Origin of the sequence: Streptomyces sp. AB3(2024), from assembly GCF_041862025.1 — a bacterium.
GTDB lineage: Bacteria > Actinomycetota > Actinomycetes > Streptomycetales > Streptomycetaceae > Streptomyces.
Genome location: NZ_JBGWAB010000141.1, coordinates 1 through 19,431, shown reverse-complemented (window position 1 = coordinate 19,431; position 19,431 = coordinate 1). Strand labels below are relative to the sequence as shown.

The 19,431-nt window shown below is 70.7% G+C and carries 20 protein-coding genes; 9 read left to right on the top strand and 11 right to left on the bottom strand.

The window, feature by feature from the left end:
* Window positions 1-1,180 (bottom strand): S8 family serine peptidase (locus ACEPPI_RS34570; RefSeq protein WP_373919221.1); only part of this gene is annotated, 1,180 nt, incomplete at its 3' end.
* 306 nt (window positions 1,181-1,486) lie between these two features.
* Between ACEPPI_RS34570 and ACEPPI_RS34565 the strand changes: the two genes are divergently transcribed.
* On the top strand, window positions 1,487-2,200 hold the full coding sequence (locus ACEPPI_RS34565) for a BTAD domain-containing putative transcriptional regulator (RefSeq protein WP_373919220.1): 714 nt from the start codon (window positions 1,487-1,489) through the stop codon (window positions 2,198-2,200).
* Between the two features lie 172 nt (window positions 2,201-2,372).
* Here ACEPPI_RS34565 and ACEPPI_RS34560 read toward each other — a convergent pair whose 3' ends face one another.
* Window positions 2,373-3,404, bottom strand: a complete 1,032-nt coding sequence (locus tag ACEPPI_RS34560) for a zinc-binding dehydrogenase (protein ID WP_373919219.1) — start codon at window positions 3,402-3,404, stop codon at window positions 2,373-2,375.
* A gap of 83 nt (window positions 3,405-3,487) precedes the next feature.
* Complete coding sequence (locus ACEPPI_RS34555; RefSeq protein ID WP_373919218.1) at window positions 3,488-4,072, bottom strand: TetR/AcrR family transcriptional regulator; 585 nt, start codon at window positions 4,070-4,072, stop codon at window positions 3,488-3,490.
* A gap of 193 nt (window positions 4,073-4,265) precedes the next feature.
* Between ACEPPI_RS34555 and ACEPPI_RS34550 the strand changes: the two genes are divergently transcribed.
* From ACEPPI_RS34550 to ACEPPI_RS34535, 4 genes are all read left to right on the top strand, one after another.
* On the top strand, window positions 4,266-4,994 hold the full coding sequence (locus ACEPPI_RS34550) for an SMI1/KNR4 family protein (protein ID WP_373919217.1): 729 nt from the start codon (window positions 4,266-4,268) through the stop codon (window positions 4,992-4,994).
* Window positions 4,995-5,809: 815 nt separating this feature from the next.
* The gene (locus ACEPPI_RS34545; protein ID WP_373919216.1) at window positions 5,810-6,244 is read left to right on the top strand and encodes a CAP domain-containing protein; all 435 of its coding nucleotides are present in this window, start codon (window positions 5,810-5,812) and stop codon (window positions 6,242-6,244) included.
* A 210-nt stretch (window positions 6,245-6,454) separates the two neighbouring features.
* Entirely contained in the window at window positions 6,455-7,273 is an 819-nt protein-coding gene (locus ACEPPI_RS34540) for a hypothetical protein (RefSeq protein WP_373919215.1), read from the top strand.
* A 332-nt stretch (window positions 7,274-7,605) separates the two neighbouring features.
* The gene (locus tag ACEPPI_RS34535; RefSeq protein ID WP_373919214.1) at window positions 7,606-8,172 is read left to right on the top strand and encodes a dihydrofolate reductase family protein; all 567 of its coding nucleotides are present in this window, start codon (window positions 7,606-7,608) and stop codon (window positions 8,170-8,172) included.
* Window positions 8,173-8,232: 60 nt separating this feature from the next.
* Here the strand turns inward: ACEPPI_RS34535 and ACEPPI_RS34530 are convergent, their stop codons facing one another.
* Window positions 8,233-9,111: a LysR family transcriptional regulator gene (locus ACEPPI_RS34530; protein ID WP_373919213.1), complete on the bottom strand. Its 879-nt coding sequence runs from the start codon at window positions 9,109-9,111 to the stop codon at window positions 8,233-8,235.
* Between the two features lie 57 nt (window positions 9,112-9,168).
* Between ACEPPI_RS34530 and ACEPPI_RS34525 the strand changes: the two genes are divergently transcribed.
* Window positions 9,169-9,663 carry a cupin domain-containing protein gene (locus ACEPPI_RS34525; RefSeq protein WP_373919212.1) on the top strand — a complete coding sequence of 165 codons (495 nt, stop codon included), beginning with the start codon at window positions 9,169-9,171 and terminating at the stop codon, window positions 9,661-9,663.
* Window positions 9,664-9,774: 111 nt separating this feature from the next.
* On the top strand, window positions 9,775-10,134 hold the full coding sequence (locus ACEPPI_RS34520; RefSeq protein ID WP_373919211.1) for a DoxX family protein: 360 nt from the start codon (window positions 9,775-9,777) through the stop codon (window positions 10,132-10,134).
* A gap of 552 nt (window positions 10,135-10,686) precedes the next feature.
* On the opposite strand, the gene ACEPPI_RS34515 is transcribed toward ACEPPI_RS34520, so the two are convergent.
* The 3 genes from ACEPPI_RS34515 to ACEPPI_RS34505 all read right to left on the bottom strand — a co-directional run bounded on the left by ACEPPI_RS34515 (window position 10,687) and on the right by ACEPPI_RS34505 (window position 13,556).
* Window positions 10,687-11,067 (bottom strand): hypothetical protein, encoded by a 381-nt coding sequence (locus tag ACEPPI_RS34515; protein ID WP_373919210.1) that lies wholly within the window; start codon window positions 11,065-11,067, stop codon window positions 10,687-10,689.
* Window positions 11,064-11,321 carry a hypothetical protein gene (locus tag ACEPPI_RS34510; protein ID WP_373919209.1) on the bottom strand — a complete coding sequence of 86 codons (258 nt, stop codon included), beginning with the start codon at window positions 11,319-11,321 and terminating at the stop codon, window positions 11,064-11,066. The genes ACEPPI_RS34515 and ACEPPI_RS34510 overlap by 4 nt, the downstream gene beginning before the upstream one ends.
* Before the next feature lie 207 nt (window positions 11,322-11,528).
* A complete protein-coding gene (locus ACEPPI_RS34505) occupies window positions 11,529-13,556 on the bottom strand; it encodes an ATP-dependent DNA helicase (protein WP_373919208.1) in 2,028 nt (675 codons plus the stop codon).
* A gap of 546 nt (window positions 13,557-14,102) precedes the next feature.
* On the opposite strand from ACEPPI_RS34505, the gene ACEPPI_RS34500 reads away from it, so the two are divergent.
* Window positions 14,103-14,783, top strand: a complete 681-nt coding sequence (locus ACEPPI_RS34500; protein ID WP_373919207.1) for a hypothetical protein — start codon at window positions 14,103-14,105, stop codon at window positions 14,781-14,783.
* The gene (locus ACEPPI_RS34495; protein ID WP_373919206.1) at window positions 14,768-14,941 is read left to right on the top strand and encodes a hypothetical protein; all 174 of its coding nucleotides are present in this window, start codon (window positions 14,768-14,770) and stop codon (window positions 14,939-14,941) included. The genes ACEPPI_RS34500 and ACEPPI_RS34495 overlap by 16 nt, the downstream gene beginning before the upstream one ends.
* A gap of 157 nt (window positions 14,942-15,098) precedes the next feature.
* Here ACEPPI_RS34495 and ACEPPI_RS34490 read toward each other — a convergent pair whose 3' ends face one another.
* The 4 genes from ACEPPI_RS34490 to ACEPPI_RS34475 all read right to left on the bottom strand — a co-directional run.
* Window positions 15,099-15,494: a DUF6009 family protein gene (locus ACEPPI_RS34490; protein ID WP_266846447.1), complete on the bottom strand. Its 396-nt coding sequence runs from the start codon at window positions 15,492-15,494 to the stop codon at window positions 15,099-15,101.
* Between the two features lie 126 nt (window positions 15,495-15,620).
* Window positions 15,621-17,168, bottom strand: a complete 1,548-nt coding sequence (locus ACEPPI_RS34485; RefSeq protein ID WP_373919205.1) for a phage/plasmid primase, P4 family — start codon at window positions 17,166-17,168, stop codon at window positions 15,621-15,623.
* Entirely contained in the window at window positions 17,165-18,187 is a 1,023-nt protein-coding gene (locus ACEPPI_RS34480) for a bifunctional DNA primase/polymerase (RefSeq protein ID WP_373919204.1), read from the bottom strand. The genes ACEPPI_RS34485 and ACEPPI_RS34480 overlap by 4 nt, the downstream gene beginning before the upstream one ends.
* 822 nt (window positions 18,188-19,009) lie before the next feature.
* Window positions 19,010-19,431: barstar family protein (locus tag ACEPPI_RS34475; protein ID WP_373919203.1), on the bottom strand; the 422-nt coding region annotated here is incomplete at its 5' end.

Sequence of the window (19,431 nt, the reverse complement as noted above, 5' to 3'; positions counted from 1 at the left end):
GCGCCTGGCCGAGTGGGACGGCGTCTGGGCCCGCGCCCTGCACATGGGGCGGGGCAGTCGGCGGGGGCGGGGCCACCGGCGGCGGGGGAAGTGCGCCGCCGTCGGCTGTGACACCGGCGGCGACCGGCACGGATGCGGCGACCGGGACGGCACCGGGGGCCGTGGGCGCGGGGGCCTGGGCCTCGTAGGAGGCGGGGGCGACGGCCGGCGGCGCGGGGGCCTCCTGCGGAACCGGAGGGGCAGCGGGAACAAGAGCGGGAGCGGAAGCGGGAGTGGTCACGGGTGTCTCCTCTTTCCTGGTGGTGATGAGGGCGTACGCCCGGGGGGTGTCGAGGCTGCCGCCGAGCCCGCGCCTGCAGGCCGGGGCCTCGGGGTCGGCGCAGTCGCCGGGGGCGGTCGCCGTCGCGATCAGCGCCTGCCCGGCGGCCTTCGGGTCCGCCGCCCCGCCGCCGGCCAGCTGGGCCGCGACGAGCAGCGCCGCGGTGCCGGTCACGAGGGGGGTGGCGAAGCTGCTTCCCGTCAGGGAGGCGAGGCCGCCGCCGGGTGCGGCGCCCTCGATGTCCTGCCCGGGGGCGAGGATTCCGTGGGTGCGGTAGGCGGCGCCCCAGTTGCTGATGTCCAGCGGCCGGCCGTCGGCGGCGGCGGCGCCGACGGCCAGGACGGAGGGGACGGCGGCCGGTACCTGGACGGTGTCGGCCCCGTCGTTTCCGGCGGCGGACACGACCAGGACTCCGCGGTCCTCGCAGAGCCGCAGGGCGCGGTCGAGGAGGGGGTCGGCCTGTCCGTCGGGGGCGCGTTCGCCGCCGCTGATGTTGATGACGTGCGCGCCCTCCTCGACGGCCCGTTCGATGGCGCGGGCCAGGTCGAGCTGCGGCACCCGGCCGTTGCCGTCGTCGCGGAAGACCGGCAGGAGCAGGCCGCGGCAGCGCGGGGCGAGTCCGGCGACGGGAGTGCCGGGGCCGCCGAAGATCAGGCCGGCGACGTGCGTACCGTGCCGGGACATCGGCCCCTGACCGGCAGGCTCCTGGACCAGGGTGTCCAGCCGCGTGAGGTCCGCGCCCGCGAAGCAGGGGTGGGACAGGTCGACGGGGCCGTCGAGCAGGGCCACGCAGACGCGCGGGTCCCCGAACGGTGCGTCCGGCCGTGCGCCGAGGTCCCCCAGGACGTCCCGAGGTCTCATCTCGGACCTGCTTTCCGTGCCCGTGGGCACCGCGTACCGAAAGTCATGCCGAGTACGAGCGTCGGAGGGCCTCGTCCCCGGTCCGTCACCCGTAATGTCCAAACGTCGTCGTCACGGCGTCTTCGGAGCGTTTCCGGACCATTGCGGGAGCGTCTGTACGCCGGTCAGACCCGTGACCGCAGGGTGCCCGGAGCGCCGCGGAAATCCGGCGGGCGGCGCGGGAGAGGGGCATCGGGGCGGTTGTGGGGGCAGCTGAGGGGGTGGGTGCGGATGCGTGGTCCACCGGCCGGTTGCACAGTGAGGGATGTGTCTTCGAACGGCGTAGACCTTGAACTGCTCGGAGCCTTCGAGCTCTCGTACGCCGGATGCCGCATCCCCCTCCCTTCCGGGACACAGCGCCTGTTGGCGCTGCTCGCCCTGCACACGGCCGGTGTGTACCGGGGTGCGGCAGCCGAGCGACTGTGGCCCGACGGCAGCCCGAGCAGGGCGTCAGCGAACCTCAGGACCGCCCTGTGCCACGCGCGGCGCACGGCTCCCCTGCCCATGGTGGAGTGCGTGGACCACCGGCTGCTGCTCGCCCCTCTGGTGAACGTGGACCTGCACGGCGCGCGGTGGCGGGCAGCCCGGGACGCGACGGGCGACGGCCTGCCTCCCGCCCGCGCCGAGGCGCTTTCGGCCGTGCTCGGGAAGGAGCTGCTGCCGCGCTGGCCGGACGAGTGGCTCGTCCTGGAGCGGGAGCGCTGGGACCAGGTGCGGCTGCACGCCCTGGAGGGCCTGGCGCAGAGGCTGCGGCGGGACGGGGAGTACCTGGCGGCGCTGCAGACGGCGCTGACGGCCACCGAGATCGACCCGATCCGGGAGACGGCGCACCGCATCCTCATCGAGATCCACATCGCGGAGGGCAACACGGCCTGCGCGGTGAAGCGCTACAAGGAGTACCAGCGGCTGCTGCGCCGTGAGCTGGAGGTGGATCCGTCCCCGCTCATGACGCGACTGGTGCAGGACCTCACTTCGGTGTGAGCGGGGGCAGCGGCCGGGGGTCGGGGGTCGGGGGGTCGGGGGTCGGGGGTCGGGGGTCGGGGGGTCGCCGGTCGGCCGGGCCGGGCTGCGGGCCGGAACGACGCGGGGTAGGACGCCGTAGGACATCAGGTGCGGTGTTCCGGGCCCCGCAGTCTTGATGTGGATCACCCGTTCAGGCTGGAGAGGCTGCGGTCGGCTTCGACTGCGGGGAAGGCAGCCCGGGGTCGACGGTGACGGTCATCTTGCCCAGCGCCTCACCCGCTTCCATGATCCGGTGGGCTTCGACGATCTCGTCGAAGCGGAAGACCCGGGCCGGCCTTGCCGGCAGCTCCCCTGACTCGACCTTGGCGTAGATCTCGTCGAACGGAACGTCGGCGAGCGGAAATTCGGGGCTTCCCAGGACGAAGGCGCTGCCGAAGAAGCTGAGCTGGACGCCGGTGGGGAGATCGGTGATCGGGTTGAAGTCGCGTACGGGCTCGAAGCCGCCGAGGAAGCCGAGTTGGCAGACCCGGCCGCGGGGGCGGACGGTGGCCAGGGAGTCGCGCAGGACGTTGTTGCCGACGAGATCGAACACCGCGTCGACGGCGTCGCGGCTGCTGCTGTTGACCTGGGCGGCCAGGTGGCCGTCGTCGATGAGGACCTCCTCGGCGCCGAGTTCCTTCAGCAGCGGCGCGTGCGCGGGGTGGCGGGTGGTCGCGAGTACGCTCGCGCCGTGGGCGACGGCGAGGTTGACGGCGGCCTGGCCGAGGGAGGATGTCGCTCCGCGCACCAGGACCCGCTCGCCCGGGTGCAGGGCGAGGTTGCCGAACAGCCCGTTCCACGCCGTCGCGTAGACCTCGGGAATCGCCGCCAGCTCGGCCCATCCCAGTGACGAGTGCACCACGGCCACGTTGGTGGCCGGTACCGTGACCAGCTCGGCGTAACTGCCGTTCCGGGTGCGGCCCATGCCGCCGAGGAGGGCCACGACTCGGGTTCCGGGAGCGAGGTGGCCCGAGGGGTCGGCCTCGACCGATCCCGCGCACTCGATCCCCGGGACGGCGGCGACATCCCCCCAGGTGCCCGCGCGCATGTACGCCTCGGCGTGGTTGATGCCGAACGCCTTGACGCGGATCAGCACCTCTCCCTGTGCGGGCTCGGGGTCGGGCAGGTCGGTGATGTGCAGTACCTCGGGGGCGCCGTAGGCGGATATGACGATGGCCTTCATCGAGCGGGCTCCGTTCTTGAATGGTCATTCATCTATTGGGGCCGAAAAAGAGCCACCGCATGCGGTGGCTCCGGGTGGAGCTGTCAGACGAGGACGGCGAAGGCGTTGTCGACGATGGCGCGCAGTACCGCCCCATCGGGGTTCGCCTTCCCTACGACCATGAGCCCCTGGCTCGTCGCGACCAGCAGCCTGGCGCTGCCGCCCGGGTCCACCGCGGCGCGCACCTCGCCGGCGTCGCGAGCGTTGCGAAGGGCCGTGGCCATGCACTGCTCCAGGCGGGCCAGATGCCCGCGCACGACGGCGGCGGCCTCGTCGTCCTCGGCCGCGTTCTCGATCGCGGTGTTCACCAGCAGGCACCCCTGTCGGCCCTCCGGACCGAGCAGGTCGCTCACCAATCCGTCGAAATAGCCGCGCAGCTCGGCCAGCGAGGCGCCGGGCGCCGCCAGTTCGCCGAGCTTCTGAGGAACGACCAACGTGGAATAGCGCTCCAGCGACTTGAGGAACAGCGTGCGCTTGCCGCCGGGGAACGCGCTGTAGAGGCTGCCGGGCTTCACCCCGGTCGCCTTCACGAGGTCCTCGATCGAGGTGGCCCGATAGCCCTGCCACCAGAAGCGCAGCATGGCCTGGTCCAGCACGGCGTCGGGCTCGAACTCGCGGGGTCGGGGCATGGCACGAAAATACATGAGCGACCATTCAAGAACAAGGTCGACGCCTCGCCACGCCCGGCCGAACGGCTTGGTCGACACAAGACGGGAACGGTCGACACCGAGCCGGGGAAGGATGACGTCGAGCTCCGAGCACGCTTCGTCGGCGTGTCGGGGTGTGGAGGGGCTTGACGAACGGGACGGCTATCGTCCTGGCATGACACAAAGGTTCGAACTTGCGTCGTCTCTTGCCAGAGGCGTCGAGAACCGTAATGGTGCGTGGAGCTTCGTCCAGGGCTTCGCTGCCCACTGGGCTGGTGCCCTGGAGAGCGGTGACGGGTGGGCGGAGGCCGATCTGGTCGCTGCCGAGAAGCGGCTGGGGGTCCCGCTGCCGACGGCGTTGCGCGAGGCCTATCTGTTGTTCGGGCGCCGTCGGGACCTCACCGGCAATCACGATGTGCTGCTCGGCCCCGCCGAGCTGTATGTGGACGATGCCGATCAGGCCCTGGTCTTCCGCCACGAGAACCAGGGGGCCGCATCGTGGGGCATCCTCCTCGACAACCTCCGAGATGACGACCCCGCGGTGGTCATTCGGCCCGACCTTGCCGACAAGGGCGCCGAGCGGTGGGAGGAATGGCTGGAGCGTCTTTCCCTGTGCTTCGTCGAGATCGTGCTGTCGGAGTCCCTGCATGCCGATGAAGGGCTTTGCGACTTCCTCGACCCGGATGACGACAGCATCGCGCTGCTGGAGGAGAACGCCGCCCGACTGCCCTTTCCCGCTTGCCCCATCGGCGAGGAGGATCACGCAATCCGGTGGTTCCTGGGCCGGGACGTCCTCCTGCGTGACGACGATGGCACGGCCATCCTTGCCCGCGGCCGAACGGCAGAAGACCTCGACCGCTTCCGTGACCTCATCCCGGGCGACTGGCTCAACGGCCATCTCTGACCACGTCGCAGGCTTCGGTCGGCCGAGCCGGCCGGGGCGGAGTCAGGCCAGAGGCTGCTGTTCGGCGCGGGCTCGGGTCGCGGCCGACCCTCCCGTGTCGCGGTCTCAGGCCGGACGCCGGCCCTCTCCCTGACGAGGAGGTCGGCTGCCGCACAGTCCAGCACCTCGCAGAGGATGTCGAGGTCGGCCAGACGGACAGTCAGCGGGCGCCCGAACCACAGACGGGACGTCTTGCCGGCCAAGGGCGCCAAACCGGCACCGGCCGGCACCAGTTGGAGCTCGGCGGCCTTCCACGTGTCGCGCCGCTGTGCGGCGACCATCCGCAAGTCCACTTCATCGGCGCGGCCCTGGCCTCCCGTGCCCTTCAGCCGACCCTTGCCGAACCGTCCCAGGCCCCAGGCCCCAGGCCCCAGGCCCCAGCGAACGTCGCCGATCCGCAGCAGGCACAGTGCCGAGATCCGCGGACCACGTTCTCGGAACTCGCCTACATGGCCACTCGCCCGCCCACGCCGGAGCAGTCGTGCCGGGTCTCTGCCCCGCAGCCCCGGTCGCCACCCCCGTCACCTGGACATACGCTGGCTGCAGGGGAGGCGGCCATGGGCCGCCCTTTCGAGAACACCGTGTCGCCGATGGATGGCCCAGTCACCATCGCGCTTGCCGGCCGTGTCGCCCCCTCCCACAACGGTTGACGGTCGTGACCGCGCCGGCACTCTCCGCTGTTTCCGTGCGACCAGGGAGTCGCAGTGACAAGACTTTCTCGTACAGGCCGTCGCGCCATCGCCATTGCGGCAACGCTGATGGCCGGAGGAATGATGTTGGGGACGGGCTCAACGGCCTCCGCCGCCGTTTCGGCCGGCCTTCCCTCCGAGGTCAGCCCCGCCGACCAGGCGGCCCTCCTGAGCGACACCAATGCAATACGCCAGAAGGAAGGCGCGCCGGACATCGCCTGGGACGCGGGTCTCGCCTCGGGCGCGCAGGGATGGGCCGACAACCCCGCTTCCCACGCCAGTGGGCTCGCGCACGACAACAGCTTCAACAACGGAGCCGAGAACATGTCGAGCGCCGGACCGTCCCAGGCCGTTTCCCAGTGGGCCGGAGAGAAGGCCGCCTACGATGCGGCCGGCCCGAACTGGAACACCGACGACCCCAGCTACAGGAACTGGGGCCACTACTGGAACATGGTCCAGAAGAACTACACGAAGATGGGATGCGGTGCCGCAGCCGGCGTGACCGTCTGCCGCTACGCCTGACCTTCATGGACGTAGAGGGGGCGGCGGCAGCGTCGGCGGTACTGCTCGGGGGCCGGCCGTAGAGGCTTCGAGGAATTCCCTGAGGTGGGCCATGCCCGGCCCGCCGGCGCAGCTGCCACCCAGGAGCGCAGCCCGTCATTGCGGTCCAGCGGTGCCCTGGGGTACCGCCGGACGCCGCGCCGCAGGCGGGAGGGATGCGATTCTGAGCGGATGTATGAGACAGCCGCCGCTCTGGCGACCGTACGCTGGCCGCTCACCGGGCCCTCGCAAGCCGAAGGGTCGGAGACCGACTGGTTGCGGGACCTGACTTCCGACGACGGACTCACCGGGTTCATGCCACCGGCACTGCCCGATGCGGCCTGGGTGCTCCACTCCATGCACGAGCATGAGCTCGGGCCGACCGGCATGTCGTTCGTCGAGTACCGGCGCGCTGTACTGATGGGGGGCGGGTCCGAGATCATCCCGGGGCTCGACCCCTCGGACGTGTTCGACGACCCCGCGGACGTGTTCGCACCCACTGCGGGCGAGGACCCCGGACCGCGTTGGAGCCGGTTGCGGTGGGCGGAGCTCTCGCAGCGGACCGGTGATCCGGTGGTGCCTGAGGGAAGACTGCCGTGTCACACCTCCTTCCCCTCGATCGAACGCGCCTGGCCGGTCGGCATCCTGTCACCGTCCGAGGGGCGCATGGACCGCGCCGACTGGAACCGCCTGATCGACGTCCTCACCGAGCACACCCCGCAGGGCGCCGACACTCCCTGTCTGGCCTACTACAGCCCGTTGCTGCTCGCGGCCGAGGACTTCGACGACCTGCACGTCCGAACCGGCGTACTCGGGGACGCCAAGGTGCTCTACGACCACCCCGAAGAGGACTTCTGGAGCCCGTCCAACCTTTGGGCGCGAGACCGGTCCTGGATCCTCTGCACGGACTACGACCTGTGGGCCACCAAGGTCGCGGGCCCGGCTCCGCTCGTCGAGGCCCTCCTCAACGACACGGACATCGAGGCCCTACGGCTGCCCTGGGCCACCTGACTCCGCCGCCCGCCGACTTCGGCACCGAGCACCGAGCACCGAGGCGGGGATCGGGACGGAACGGAAGCACGGTCAGGCTCCCGGAGCCGGCCCGTTGGCGCGGGGCCCTGGCCGCCTCCACTGTCAGCGGCTCCGCGTACGGTCTGCGCATGGTTGATCAGAGACCCCCGCTGCCCTCGCTGCACGACTTCGCGACCTGGGAGCCCGTGCTGCGGTTCATGCACGCTGTGCCCCGAGCACAAGGGCCACCGGCGAGCCCGGATCGCGCACCGATGGGTTTCCCGCGCCGCGCTGGTATATACGCCGGACACCCACGGACGGAAGGCTGGGCCATGCGGAAACTGATCTACGGCATGAACCTGACCCTGGACGGCTACATCGCCGCGCCCGGCGACGACATCGGCTGGAGCGGACCCCCGAGCGACGAGCTGTTCCAGTGGTGGCTCGACCACGAGCAGGCGAGCGGCCTGTCGCTGTACGGGCGCAAGCTGTGGGAGACGATGAGCTCCTACTGGCCGACCGGCGATCAGCAGCCGGGCGCCACCCCGGCGGAGATCGAGTTCGCGCGGAACTGGCGGGACACGCCGAAGGTGGTGTTCTCCTCGACCATCGACAAGGTCGACTGGAACACCCGCCTGGTCACCGGCGACGCGATCGCCGAGATCACCCGGCTCAAGGCCGAGGACGGCGGCCCCGTGAACATCGGCGGCGCGACGCTCGCCGGGGCGGCCATGCGCGCCGGGCTGATCGACGAGTACGCGATCGCCACCCATCCGGTCCTGGTGGGCAGCGGCACGCCGTTCTTCACCGCGCTGGACAGCTGGGTGAACCTGAACCTGGTGGAGACGCGGACGTTTCCCGGCGGCGTGGTCCTGACCAGGTACGAGACGAGGCGCTGAGCAGCAGCACCCACGCGCTGGTCTCGTTCACGAGCTGTGGGCAGCGCTGATTGCCGCAGCTCAGTCTCGGTACGCGGCTGTCGCGGTCTCGATGAAGGATCGGATCAACGGGTTGACGTCGCCTTTCTTCCACACCGCCACCACTCGGCTCGGCTCCATGTCGATCAGCGGCACCGCCGCCAGCTGCTCCGCGTGCAGGTCGTCTCCGAGCGGGGCCAGGCCGACCGTGCCGTTCCACAGCACGGCCTGCAGGCATTCCCGGACGGTGCGCACCACTGGGCCCTCACGCGATGTGCCGCCGTTCCAGTACGACTGCCAGACGGGATCGGTCCCCCGCGGGAACTGGAACCAGCGGCGGTCGTTCAGGTCGGCCAGCCGTAGTCGGTCGTGCCGGGCCAGCGGATCGTCGGCGCGCAGGACCACGCCGACCGGATCCGCCCGCAGCTCACGCACCGTCAGGGCAGTCTCGTCGAACGGTGCCCGGGTCAGGGCGACGTCGACCAGCCCGGTGCGCAGCCCGCAGGTCGGGTCGGTCAGGTCGGTGTCGCGGATGCGGACGTCGATGCCGGGGTGGCGTCGGCGGTATGCGGCCGCCAGCCTGAGTGCTGCCGGGTCGGTGCCGTCACCCAGGATGCCGACGGTGATGCCCGCGACCCCGGCCGCCGCGCTCACGCGCAGGCGGACGCGGTCGGCATGGTCGAGCAGCGCCCGCGCCTCGTCGAGCAGCATCGTACCGACCGGTGTGAGGCTGACGCCGGCGGTCGATCGGGCGAACAGCAGGGCCCCGACGTCGGCCTCCAACTGCTTGATCGCCCGGCTCAACGGCGGCTGACTCATGTGCAGTCGGGTGGCGGCCCGGCCGAAGTGGAGTTCCTCGGCGACGGCCACGAAGTAGCGCAAGGTCCGTAGCTCCACGCTGCAACGATACCCACGGGACATCGGCGTTGCGGAATGGGTCTTGGACAGCCGTGGGGTCTTGGCCGTGCACTGGTGGACATGACCGAAGAAGCAGAGAACAGCCGGCCGCAGGCCTCCCCCGCCGTATCGGTGGTCGGTCCCGGCGACGGCGAGACCATCCTCCTGGGCCCCACCCGCATGCGCATCCTTGAGGACGGCAGCCACACCGGGCACCGCCTCGCGATCGCCGAGTCCGTCCTCGCCCCGCACACCCAGGGACCGCCGCAGCACCGCCATGCCGGACACGACGAGGGCTTCTACATCCTCTCCGGCACCGTGCGGTTCACCGTCGGGGACGAGGACCACGACGCTTCGGCGGGCACGCTCGTGATCGTGCCGCCCGGCACCCCGCACACCTTCGCCAACCCGACCGACCGTCCCGCCGTCATGCTCAGCACGTTCACCCCCGATCTGTACGTGCAGTACTTCCGGGACCTCCAGGACGTGCTCGCCGCCGGCCGGCCGATGACGCCACAGGCCGGTATCGACGCGATGAGCCGCTACGCGACCGAGCCCGCCACCGACTCCACCTGAAGCCCGCGGGAACCCGAGCCGCACTCCCCCGACCCGAGGCTGCCCGGGGCCTTTCCGGCAATGGACGCAATCGACGGGCTCCCGAGAACCGGTGGCCCGAGAACGGAAATCATGAACACCGCCTACTGGATCGTCGCCGGACTGCTCGCCCTCTTCTACCTCTACGCGGGCACGATGAAGGTGGTCCGCAGCCGTGACCGACTCCGACCGATGATGGCCTGGGTCGACCGCATGCCCCTGGCCGCCGTCAGGGCGCTGGGGGCGGTCGAAATACTCGGTGCCTTCGGGCTGGTCCTGCCGCCGTTGACCGGCATCGCCCTCTGGTCGGCGTCGGCTGCGGCCATCGGGTTCGTACTCCTGCAGACGGGTGCGGTCGCCGTCCACCTGACCGGCGAGGACCGCTCGGTCACACTCAACGTCGGGCTCATCGCCACGGCGTCCGTGACCATCTGGCTGGCCACCGGGCTGTGAGCGAGCACTGCCTGGACCGGTGGACGCGAGGACGGACCGGCCGCTCCAAAGCGGTCACGGGCCCCAGATGTGCGACTTCGATGGGGCCGCTCTTCCGCCCGACCATTTCCTGGCCGCAGCGAACGCTTGCCGCGATCAGAGGTCGGTCGTCCAGATGGCTGCTGGAACGTCTGCAGGTCGGAGGGGTCAAGGGGTCAGGCCAGGAGCCGGATACCGGGCGACAGCAAGTCGGTGGCGAGCGGTTACCCCGCCAGCGCCGGGGAGGTGCTGTTCGCATTCCGACCAGGCGGAGCCGCTGGGTGGACGGCTGCTGCGATCCGCACGGCGGTCCGTCCGCGTTCGGTGGGGGCCGGTACGGGGATGCGCAGAGCGGGATCGGTACGCGGACGATCTGGCAGGTCCGGTGGCCTCGCGGAGCTACGTGCGGGCCGATGGCAGCAGGGCGTTCCTGTGCCGCGTTGCGCCGGGTCGGAGCGCCGGAGGGCTGGAGGGCGCGGGCCTTGCCACGGCAGGCGGTCCAGCACCACGATCAGTGAGGACGCACCCGCCCGCTCACGGGGTGAGGTCCAAGATCCGGACGGGCCGGCCCTCCCAGCGTTTCGGCGCGGTGGTGGCCACGATCGCGCCGTCGGGCCGGTCCACGGTGGGCTGGGCGGCGTGCTGGCTGTGCGCGGCAGCCCACGTCTCCTGCTGCGCCAGGGCGAGGGCGGCGGGCAGGTCCAGGTCCAGGACCGTGATGCCGGGCAGGGCGGCCAGGTGCTCGGCGGTGCCGGGGCGGGCCCGGTCGGCTTCGACGAGTGCGCACGAGGGGGCGTAGAGGAACCACCCGGTCTCGGCGTGGGCGCGGTGGATCAGGCGGGAGGCCAGCACGTTGCCCTGCCCGGCCGCCGCCATCGCCGTCTCGTCCAGCACGATGTGCATCGCTTCGCTCACGGGCGCTGCACCCGCGCAAGACGCCGGTCGAGTTCGTCATCCAGCTCGTCCTGCTCGGCAGGGGTCGGCGCGTAGCCGTTCCAGGCCCGCAACGCGGCCCGCGCCTTCTCCGCGCGCTCGGCGCGCTCGGCCGGCGTCAGCATCGTCTCGGCCAGCCGGGCCAGGTAGGCGCGCAGGGACAGTCCCTCGGCGGCGGCGATCGCGGCCAGCCTGTCCTTGGCTTCCTCGGGGATCCTCACGTTGGCATCGGACATCGTGGTGCTCCTTCCCACTCCTCTAGGGTACGGGTACGTACCCGTACCCGCTGCCCGCTGCCCGCTGCCCGCGCGCGGTCGTTCCGCGGTGGTCGGGTGGACACCGGCGACGACGAGGTCCGCGCGGCGACCGAACCCGCGTGTCGCGCGGGCCGGTGTCCGTACCGCGGCGGGTGCGCCCGCGGCGACAACGCGGGCACCGAGTCGTCAGGCGGGCTGGACGGTGATGGTGCAGAGGCGCTTGGTGGCCCGGGTCAGGGCCACGTACAAGTCCCTTTCCCCACCGGGGCGGGCCGTGATGATTTCCTCGGGGTTCATGACGACGACCCCGTCGAATTCCAGGCCGCGTGCTTCGGACGCCGGCACGATGCGTGCGTGGTCGGCAATGCCGTGGTCCGTCAGCTCGCCCACCCTGGTGTCCGCGCATATCACTCCCAGAAGCTCGCCCGGGTGCGCGGTGCTCTGGGCTCGGAGTTCCTGAACGACGGCGGTGACCAACCCGTCCGCAGGTGCGGTCACGGTGCGAGGGCTCTCACCGCTTCGCAGGGACCGTGTGGGCTTCTGGTCCGGAGCGATCCGCGTGAGCAGGTCCCGGACGCTCTCCAGGATCTCCTGCGTGGTGCGGTAGCTGACGGTCAGGTCGTGCAGTTTGAACCGCGGTCCGACGTGGGGGCTCAGTGCTTCCTTCCAGTCGCCCGCTGTCGTGACCGGGCCTGCCTGGGCGAAGTCACCGACCAGCGTCATCGCCCTCGCCGGGCAGCGGCGGACGATCATCCGCCACTGCATGGCGGTCAGTTCCTGCGCCTCGTCGACGACGACGTGCCCGTACGTCCGCTCAGGGGGGCCGTCGACCAGGCTCGCCGCCTCGTCCAGCAACGGCACATCGGCATCGGTCCACGGTTCGTGCGGACCGCGCAGCACAAGGGACCGCTCCTGCGCGGTCAGGCGGGGCAGGTGCTCGGCGAGGGCGTCGGCGTTCGTCAGGAGCGCCTTCACGAGGTCACCGGGTACCAGCCGCGGCCACAACACCTCGACCGCCCGGTCGAAGCCGGCGTCGTCGAGGAGATCGGCTCGGATGGCGTCCAGGTCCAGCTCATGGACCGGACCCGAGTCGGCCGCACCTTCGACACGGCGCTGGGCGGCTCCGGTGAACCGGTCGAGGTCCAGGCCCGTCATCCTTTCGGCATCGGCGTCGATCTGCTCCAGGAGGTCGCCCATGTCTCGTTGCATCGCGTCGGTGACGGCGTCGACCAGGAGCTCCCGGAACACCTGGCGCGCGGGGTTGTGCCCCGGTGCGGCCGCCACGGCGGCGTCGCGTGCCGCGGCGACTTCCCCGTCGGGCAGGTGGACCAGCTCCTGTCCGACCCTCACGGTGAAGTCACCGGCGGGGGCTTGGTGGACGCGCAGCAGACCGGCCAGGGCGTCGGCGAGGTCGGAGCTGCCCTTGATGCGTGCCGTATCGAACGGGCCCACCGTGTCCGTGGGCACTCCGGCCAGTTCCCGGCAGGTCGCCAGAACGACGTCGTTCTCGCCGAGCGAGGGGAGGACCTGGGAGATGTAGTCGAGGAACCGGGAGTTCGGGCCCACCACCAGGACGCCCTCCTCCGCGGCGCGCGGGAACGCGTACAGGACGTAGGCCGCCCGGTGCAGGGCGACCACGGTCTTGCCGGTGCCGGGCCCGCCCTGCACCACGGTCACGCCGCGGTGGGCGGAGCGGACGACCTCGTCCTGCTCGGCCTGGAGCGTCGCGACGGCCGCGTGCATCCTGCCCGTACGCCGTGCCGACAGAGCCTCGGTCAACGGGCCGTCCCCCACGACGTCCTCGTCGGTCGGGGCGGTCCCGTCCAGCAGTTCGTCGCTCACCGAGATGACCGTGCGCTCCTCCAGGCGCAGGTGCCGACGCCGGCGCAGGTCCATCGGGTGGACCGGTGTCGCCTCGTAGAAGGGCCGCGCCGCGTTCGCGCGCCAGTCCACGAGCAGAGGCAGGTCGTCCTCTTCCGTATGCAGTCCGATCCGCCCGATGCGCAGGGCCGTGCCGTCCGTCCAGTCGATGCGCCCGAAGACCAGCCCCTTTTCGGCGCCCTCCAGCCGACCGATCTCATTGGCCAGACGCTCGACTGCGATTTCTCTCTCGTATGCCTCACCGGCGCTGTCCGCTGGTGCCTTCAGCACACTCGCCCGGTGTCCCCGCGCCTCGGCAATCCGCTCGGTGAGCAACTCATACAAGGAGGACACATAATCCCGCTCCGATTCAACTGCACGCTCAGCGGGATCATTCATTTTCGACAACAGAGGGGCTCCTTCGGTTCGAGAGCCACACCATACGAACAATGCTCCCCAAAGGTAAGTCTTGACTTACCTGTTGAATCCATGCCCCTACGACGACTGAATCCACGACGGCTGACGGTATTGCGTTATCGCGCATTCCGCCGTTCCGCATATCTGCCCATTACGCTCCCGATATCCGCCCGCCTTATGGGCGAGCCCACGAGAAGGGAATGGACCACAGCGCCACGCCACCGTCGGTCGCGGCCGATCCAGAGAAGTCCGAACCGGCCGTGCCCGGACAGATGTTCGACAAGCCCCGTCCAGCCGGGGACGGATTCCCTCCACTTTGGGTGATGCCGCCCGAACGACCCGGAATCGGACATTCTACGCACGGTTCGGGCCATGGCTCTTTCCGGAGCGAGCCCATGGCCACAAGTCGCTTACGTTCGTTGGCAGTTGCCGCCGCACCGGGTGCACCAGGCACCCGCGACTCGCGGCACAAGGAGCTGTCCCATGCGCTTGACCTCCTCGCTGGCCACAGCAGGAATCGCGCTCGGCCTCGTCGGCGCCCTGGCCGGCGGAGCCACGGCATCCGCGCCCGCCCCGTCCGCCGACGCCAAAGCCGCCACCTCCCCGGCAGGCGCCACCGCCAAGCCGACCACCGGCAAGGTCATGCACTTCGGGTACGACGGCGCGGGCAACACCTACCAGTCGCCGACCCTGGACCTGTCGGACCCCAAGGCCAAGGACCCCGCGAACTACCTCCCGAAGAAGCTCGTCGACTCCGCCCGTGCCGCCGAAGCCGCCAAAACCGGCAAGACGGCAGCAGCCCAGCCCAACGGCACCGCCGCACTGCTCTGCACGCTGTACGTCGGTGGCCTGCGCGACTGGAACCTGGGCGACCTCCAGGGCACCACCAACCAGGACTGTTCCGGATCGTTCCGCGTCCAGCACACCAACGGCCAGTTCGCCTGGAACAACGGCGGATGGTCCCGGATCACCGGCTCGATCGTCGGCCCCGAGACCACCGGCCAGCACAACGACACCATCTTCATGGTGTGGTGCAACCACCCCGCCGGGTACGGTCGGAAGTCCTACCGCCTCGAAGCCCGCGGCTACGCCACGGCCTCGGACGGAACGCCCGTCAACGGCTATCTGCAGTACGGAGGTTCCAGCACGTGGACATGCCTGTAGAACTCCCGCGCAACACGTTCGGCTACGACCCTGCGACGGGGCCGGTCAACGCGACCGTGACCGCCCCTGACGACACGGACGCCCCCGTGATCCTGGCCCGTGCGGCGGCCAGGGCCGCAGATCCCGACCGCGACCCCGATGTCCCCCGCAGGCCGTAGGCACTCCACCCGCTGGGCCCTCGTGCGGACATACGCACGGGGGCCCGGTCACGTACCCACCCCCGCAGGCCGGGAAGCGGGCGATCGGCATCGATCTGCGGAAGCCGGGCGTGGGTCATGGGCCCGGGCCGCCCGTCGGTGGGCGGCCCGGTCGGTGCTACGCCGTTCTGGCGCCGGTGGCGGCTATCTTCCCCGCCCGGCTGCCCTGCGAGCGGGGGGTCTTCTCCCCCACCCGGCGCGGTTCGATGGTGCGGGGGTCGACCGCTTCGCCCGGGGCGCCCGCCTGGTAGAGGCCGTCGGGCTGGGCGTCGCGGTCGTGCGGGAGGAGGAAGAAGACGCGGCGGAGCTGGAGACCGCTGTCGGGGTCGGCTTCGGCGTGTTCGTCGAGTTCCGTGTAGCCGACCATGCGGCCGTCGCGGGCGTAGCGGGGCTTGCCGCGGCGGCGGGCGGTCTTGTCCAGGGCCTGGCGCACGTAGTCGAGTTGTTCGGGGTTCTCCAGCCACACCACGGTGTTCTCGTGGAGGAGGTCGCTCTCGTTCAGCAGCGAGCTCATGGCTGCGGCCCCTTTTCGTTGTCGGCGGCCGGGTGCGGGCCTGGGTGGGTCTGGCGGGCGGGGTCCCGGGGAGCGGGACCGAGTCCATCGTAGAGAGATGGGCGACGGGCGTGTAGGCGGCATGGTCTAGACATATGAGGATTCCGGGTCGTCATCGGCCAGGAGCGCGAGTCCGGGATAGTACTTCTTGCCGCTGGACTTCATCATGTCGGCCGGTGAGGCGAGGGAGAGTTCCTGGCGCACGCGGGTGGCGAAGGCGCGGGCGGTGGCCGGGCGGATGCCCTCGCCGGCGTTGCACCATGCGCTGTAGGCGCCGTAGAGCAGGCCCTGCTCGACCCTGAGGTCGCCGCCGCTCCGGCCGGGCTCGGTGGTGCAGCACTCGGCGAGGAAGCGGCCGATGTGGTCCTCCGTCGTCGCATACGCCTGCGTGGCCACGCGGACGGAGGACGGTCCGGTGAGCGGGTCGCGGGTGCGCAGGTAGTGCTGGGCGCCTTCGACGAGCCAGTGCAGGATGCCGGGGCCCTCGCTGTCGACGAGTTCCTTCGCGAGGTTGTCGATCTTGCGGGCGGCGGGTACGACCCGTTCGAACGGGATGAGCCGGATCCGGCGCCAGAAGGCGTGCCCGCCCGAGGCGACCTCGGGGCGGTGATTGCCGAGCAGCCACAGCTTGTGCGTGGGGGTGAAGGAGAAGAAGTCCTGCCGCATGCGGCGCGCCATGATGCGGTCGCCGCCGGTCAGGAGCTTGACCCGGGACTCGTCGAACTTGTCGTTGGGCTTGAGCTCGCTGCACACCACGATGCGTCGGCCGTGGAGTTCGGTCAGCTCGGTGGAGTGCTCGGAGAACTTGCCCTTCTCCATCAGGAAGCCGGGCGGGGCCGCCTGCGCGTAGTCGCCGAGGATCTGGGTCATGACGTCCAGCAGGACGGACTTGCCGTTGGCGCCGGTGCCGTAGAGGAAGGGCAGGACCTGCGCGCCGACGTCCCCGGTGACGGAGTAGCCGAGCAGCAGGTGGAGGAACTGGATGGTCTCCGTGCCCTTGGCGTCGTCGCCGAAGGTGTCGGTCAGGAAGCGGTGCCAGCGCGGGGTCTCGGTGGCCTCGGGGGCGACGCTGGTGGCCCGCGAGTGCATGTCGCGTTCGGGGTCGGGCTTGCGGATCCGGCCGGTGTGCAGGTCCACGACGCCGGACGGGGTGCACAGGACGTAGGGGTCGCCGTCCAGGACGTCGGGGTCGAGGGCGAGGGCGGGCGAGGCCTTCGCCTGGGTGAGCATCGCCTTGATGCCCGGGGTCGACATCGAGCGGCGCCGGTGCAGGAGCAGTTCGCGGTCGCTGAACAGTCCGGTGGGGTCGGAGTGCGGCATCTGCTCGGCCATGTCCCCCGCCGCCCACACCGCGGCCTTCTCTCCCCCGGTGCGCTTCCAGCGGTACTGGCTCCAGTGGTACCAGCCCAGGCCCTCGACGTGACGGAACTGGTCGCCGTACATCACCGCGAACAGCTTCGCGTTCCCGCGGTCGCTGAGCAGACCCGGCAGCTGCCCCGACTGGCGGGCCTGTTCGTGCACCGTGACGGTGCCCTGCTGTGCGGGCAGGTTCGGGGCGGGCAGGTGGCCTTCGAGGTCGAGCATCTGCTGGGCGGCGGCAGTGGCGTCGAAACGCGGACCGTCGGCGCTGCTCATGGGCGTCCTTTGAGGTGGAGCGGCCGGTGGAGACCGGCGGACAGGGCAGAGTTGATGATGGCGAGGCTACGGTGGCTCTGGTGCGGTCGGGCTTCGTCGGCGGCCGCGGTCAAGAGGTCCCGGGCCTCCGCGTCGGTGAGGTGGCCCGCGGCGACGAGGCCCCCGGCGGTGTAGGCGGCCCGGTTGAGCTTTTCGGTGAAGCTCGCTCCCTGCGGGACGGCAGCGCATCCGTGGACCTCGACCAGCAAGGGCTCCAGGAGGCGCTGGGCGCCCGTGCTGTCGGGCCTCGGGGCCGGACGCGGCGCCGTTGTGGCGGCGGCGGTGGAGCGGGCGGGGCCGTCGTCGACGACGTGTCCGGTGCGGGTCAGTTCGGCGGCCAGCCAGTCAGGGAGCGGGGCGGGAAGCCGGGCCGGCCCGACGGGTTCGTACGCACCGGCCGGGGTGCGGGTGGCGGGGGCCACGATGTAGCCGCCGACGGCCCGTACGTCGACCTGCCAGGCGAGGGCCACCTTGGGGCTGGAACCCGTGGAGGAGCGGTAGCGCACCCCGGGCTCGGTGACCCGGTACCAGATGTGGAGGCCGCCGGAGGGGGTCCTGACCCGCAGGGTCGACTCGTCCCGCACGGGGTTGGGCCGGCTGCGGTAGGCGGCCAGCAGTGCCAGCGTGTCGAAGCCGGAGGCAAGGCCGTCCAGGTTGACGCCCCGGTGGATGGCGATGCCGGGCAGGAGACGGTCGCGTTCGGGTACTTCGGCACTGTGGGCGTCGACGTCGAGCACCACCAGCCCCGCGGGCCCGCAGGAGACGCCGACGCCGAAGGAGGCCTGCTCCCCCCACCAGGCGCTGAGGCGGGCGCTGTCGGTGGTGGCCGCGTGGAAGCCGTGGCACCACTTGCCTGCTTCCGTACAGGGGCAGGCCTGCGGGGGGTGGGTGTGCTCCCGGCAGGACGCGCAGTTGGCGGCCGGCGTCTTGCGGCCGGGCGCCAGAGGATGCACGGGCCAGCCCTGGGCGGCGCACCACATGGCGACATCGAAGGGACTGATGGTCCCCGATGACGCTGCTCTGGTCGTGTCGCCCTGGCCTGGCACTCGGATCGTCCTTGTCGAGGGACCCAGCAGTTGTTCGATCCCTGAGGCAAAAGCACTGGTCAAAGGGCTATCACGGCTCAGGGAGGGACTGAAGGGACCGAGTTTTCGAATGAGGCCCTGAGCCTACCTCAGGGGGCGGTGCTCCTCGTCTCGTTGTATCGGTTTTTCAGTCCCTTCGGTCCCTTGGGCGTCAGCACCCATCAGGGTTCCTCAGCAAGGCGTCGGCAACCACGGGTTTCCCGCCCCGGGCGTGTCGCCTTCGGGGCCTGCAGGGGCGCCTGCCGGCGGCAGGGACTCTCGGGAGGGACCCAGCGTTTCGGTCCCTCTTCGGTCCCTCAAAGAAAAACCCAGGTCAGAAGCCCGCAGGTGCCGCGAGAGGGACTGAAGGGACTGAGAAGTCCCTGTTATCAGCGCACCAGCGTTTTAGGGGTCTTCTTACGCGCGTACGCATACACACGCACGCGTAATCAGTGGAACAGGAAAGTTCGGTCCCTTCAGTCCCTCCGGTCCCTCCCCTTGGACCGTGGGAATGCTCTGACCTGCATGTTTGTGAGCAGCACCGGCGAGGGACCGAAACCCGGAGGGACTGATGGGGCCCTTCCGTCCCTCCCGAGCCGCGCCTTCCGGGTCTCCCCCCACACAAATGTGTGAGGGTCTTCGGGCTGCCACAGGCCGGTGTCCGGCCGATACAGTGGCCTTGACTGTTACTCAGGCGCGGAAGGCTCTCCACCCAGGTGGAGAGCCTTCCGTCTGCGGCTACTGGAGCACGACCGTGACGCCGCGCCCTTCGAGGAGTTGCACGATCTCCTCGAAGTAGGAGAGCCGGCCCTCCGGATCCTCTACGACGTCCGCCAGTGCGCGGCGTGCGATTTGGGAGTCGTGCCAGGTCAGGGTGAAGGGCGGGGCCACTCCGAATCCGCCGATCAGGCAGTCTTTGAAGGCGTTCCACTCCCGGCCGAGGTAGCGGCCGGGTCCGAGCAGGGCCTCGGCGATTGCGCAGTGCAGACCGGGGATGTCCGTGACGAACCGGCCGTCGAGGTGGTACTCGGCGCCGGTCCGGTCCGGTGGGGGCGTGGGCGCCCGCCAGGCACGGGTGGTGAGGTCGAGCCAGGCGGCCCTGCCCTGCTCGTTGTACGGGGCCCACATGTTGGGTTCTGTCGGCGGGCCCTGGTACCACT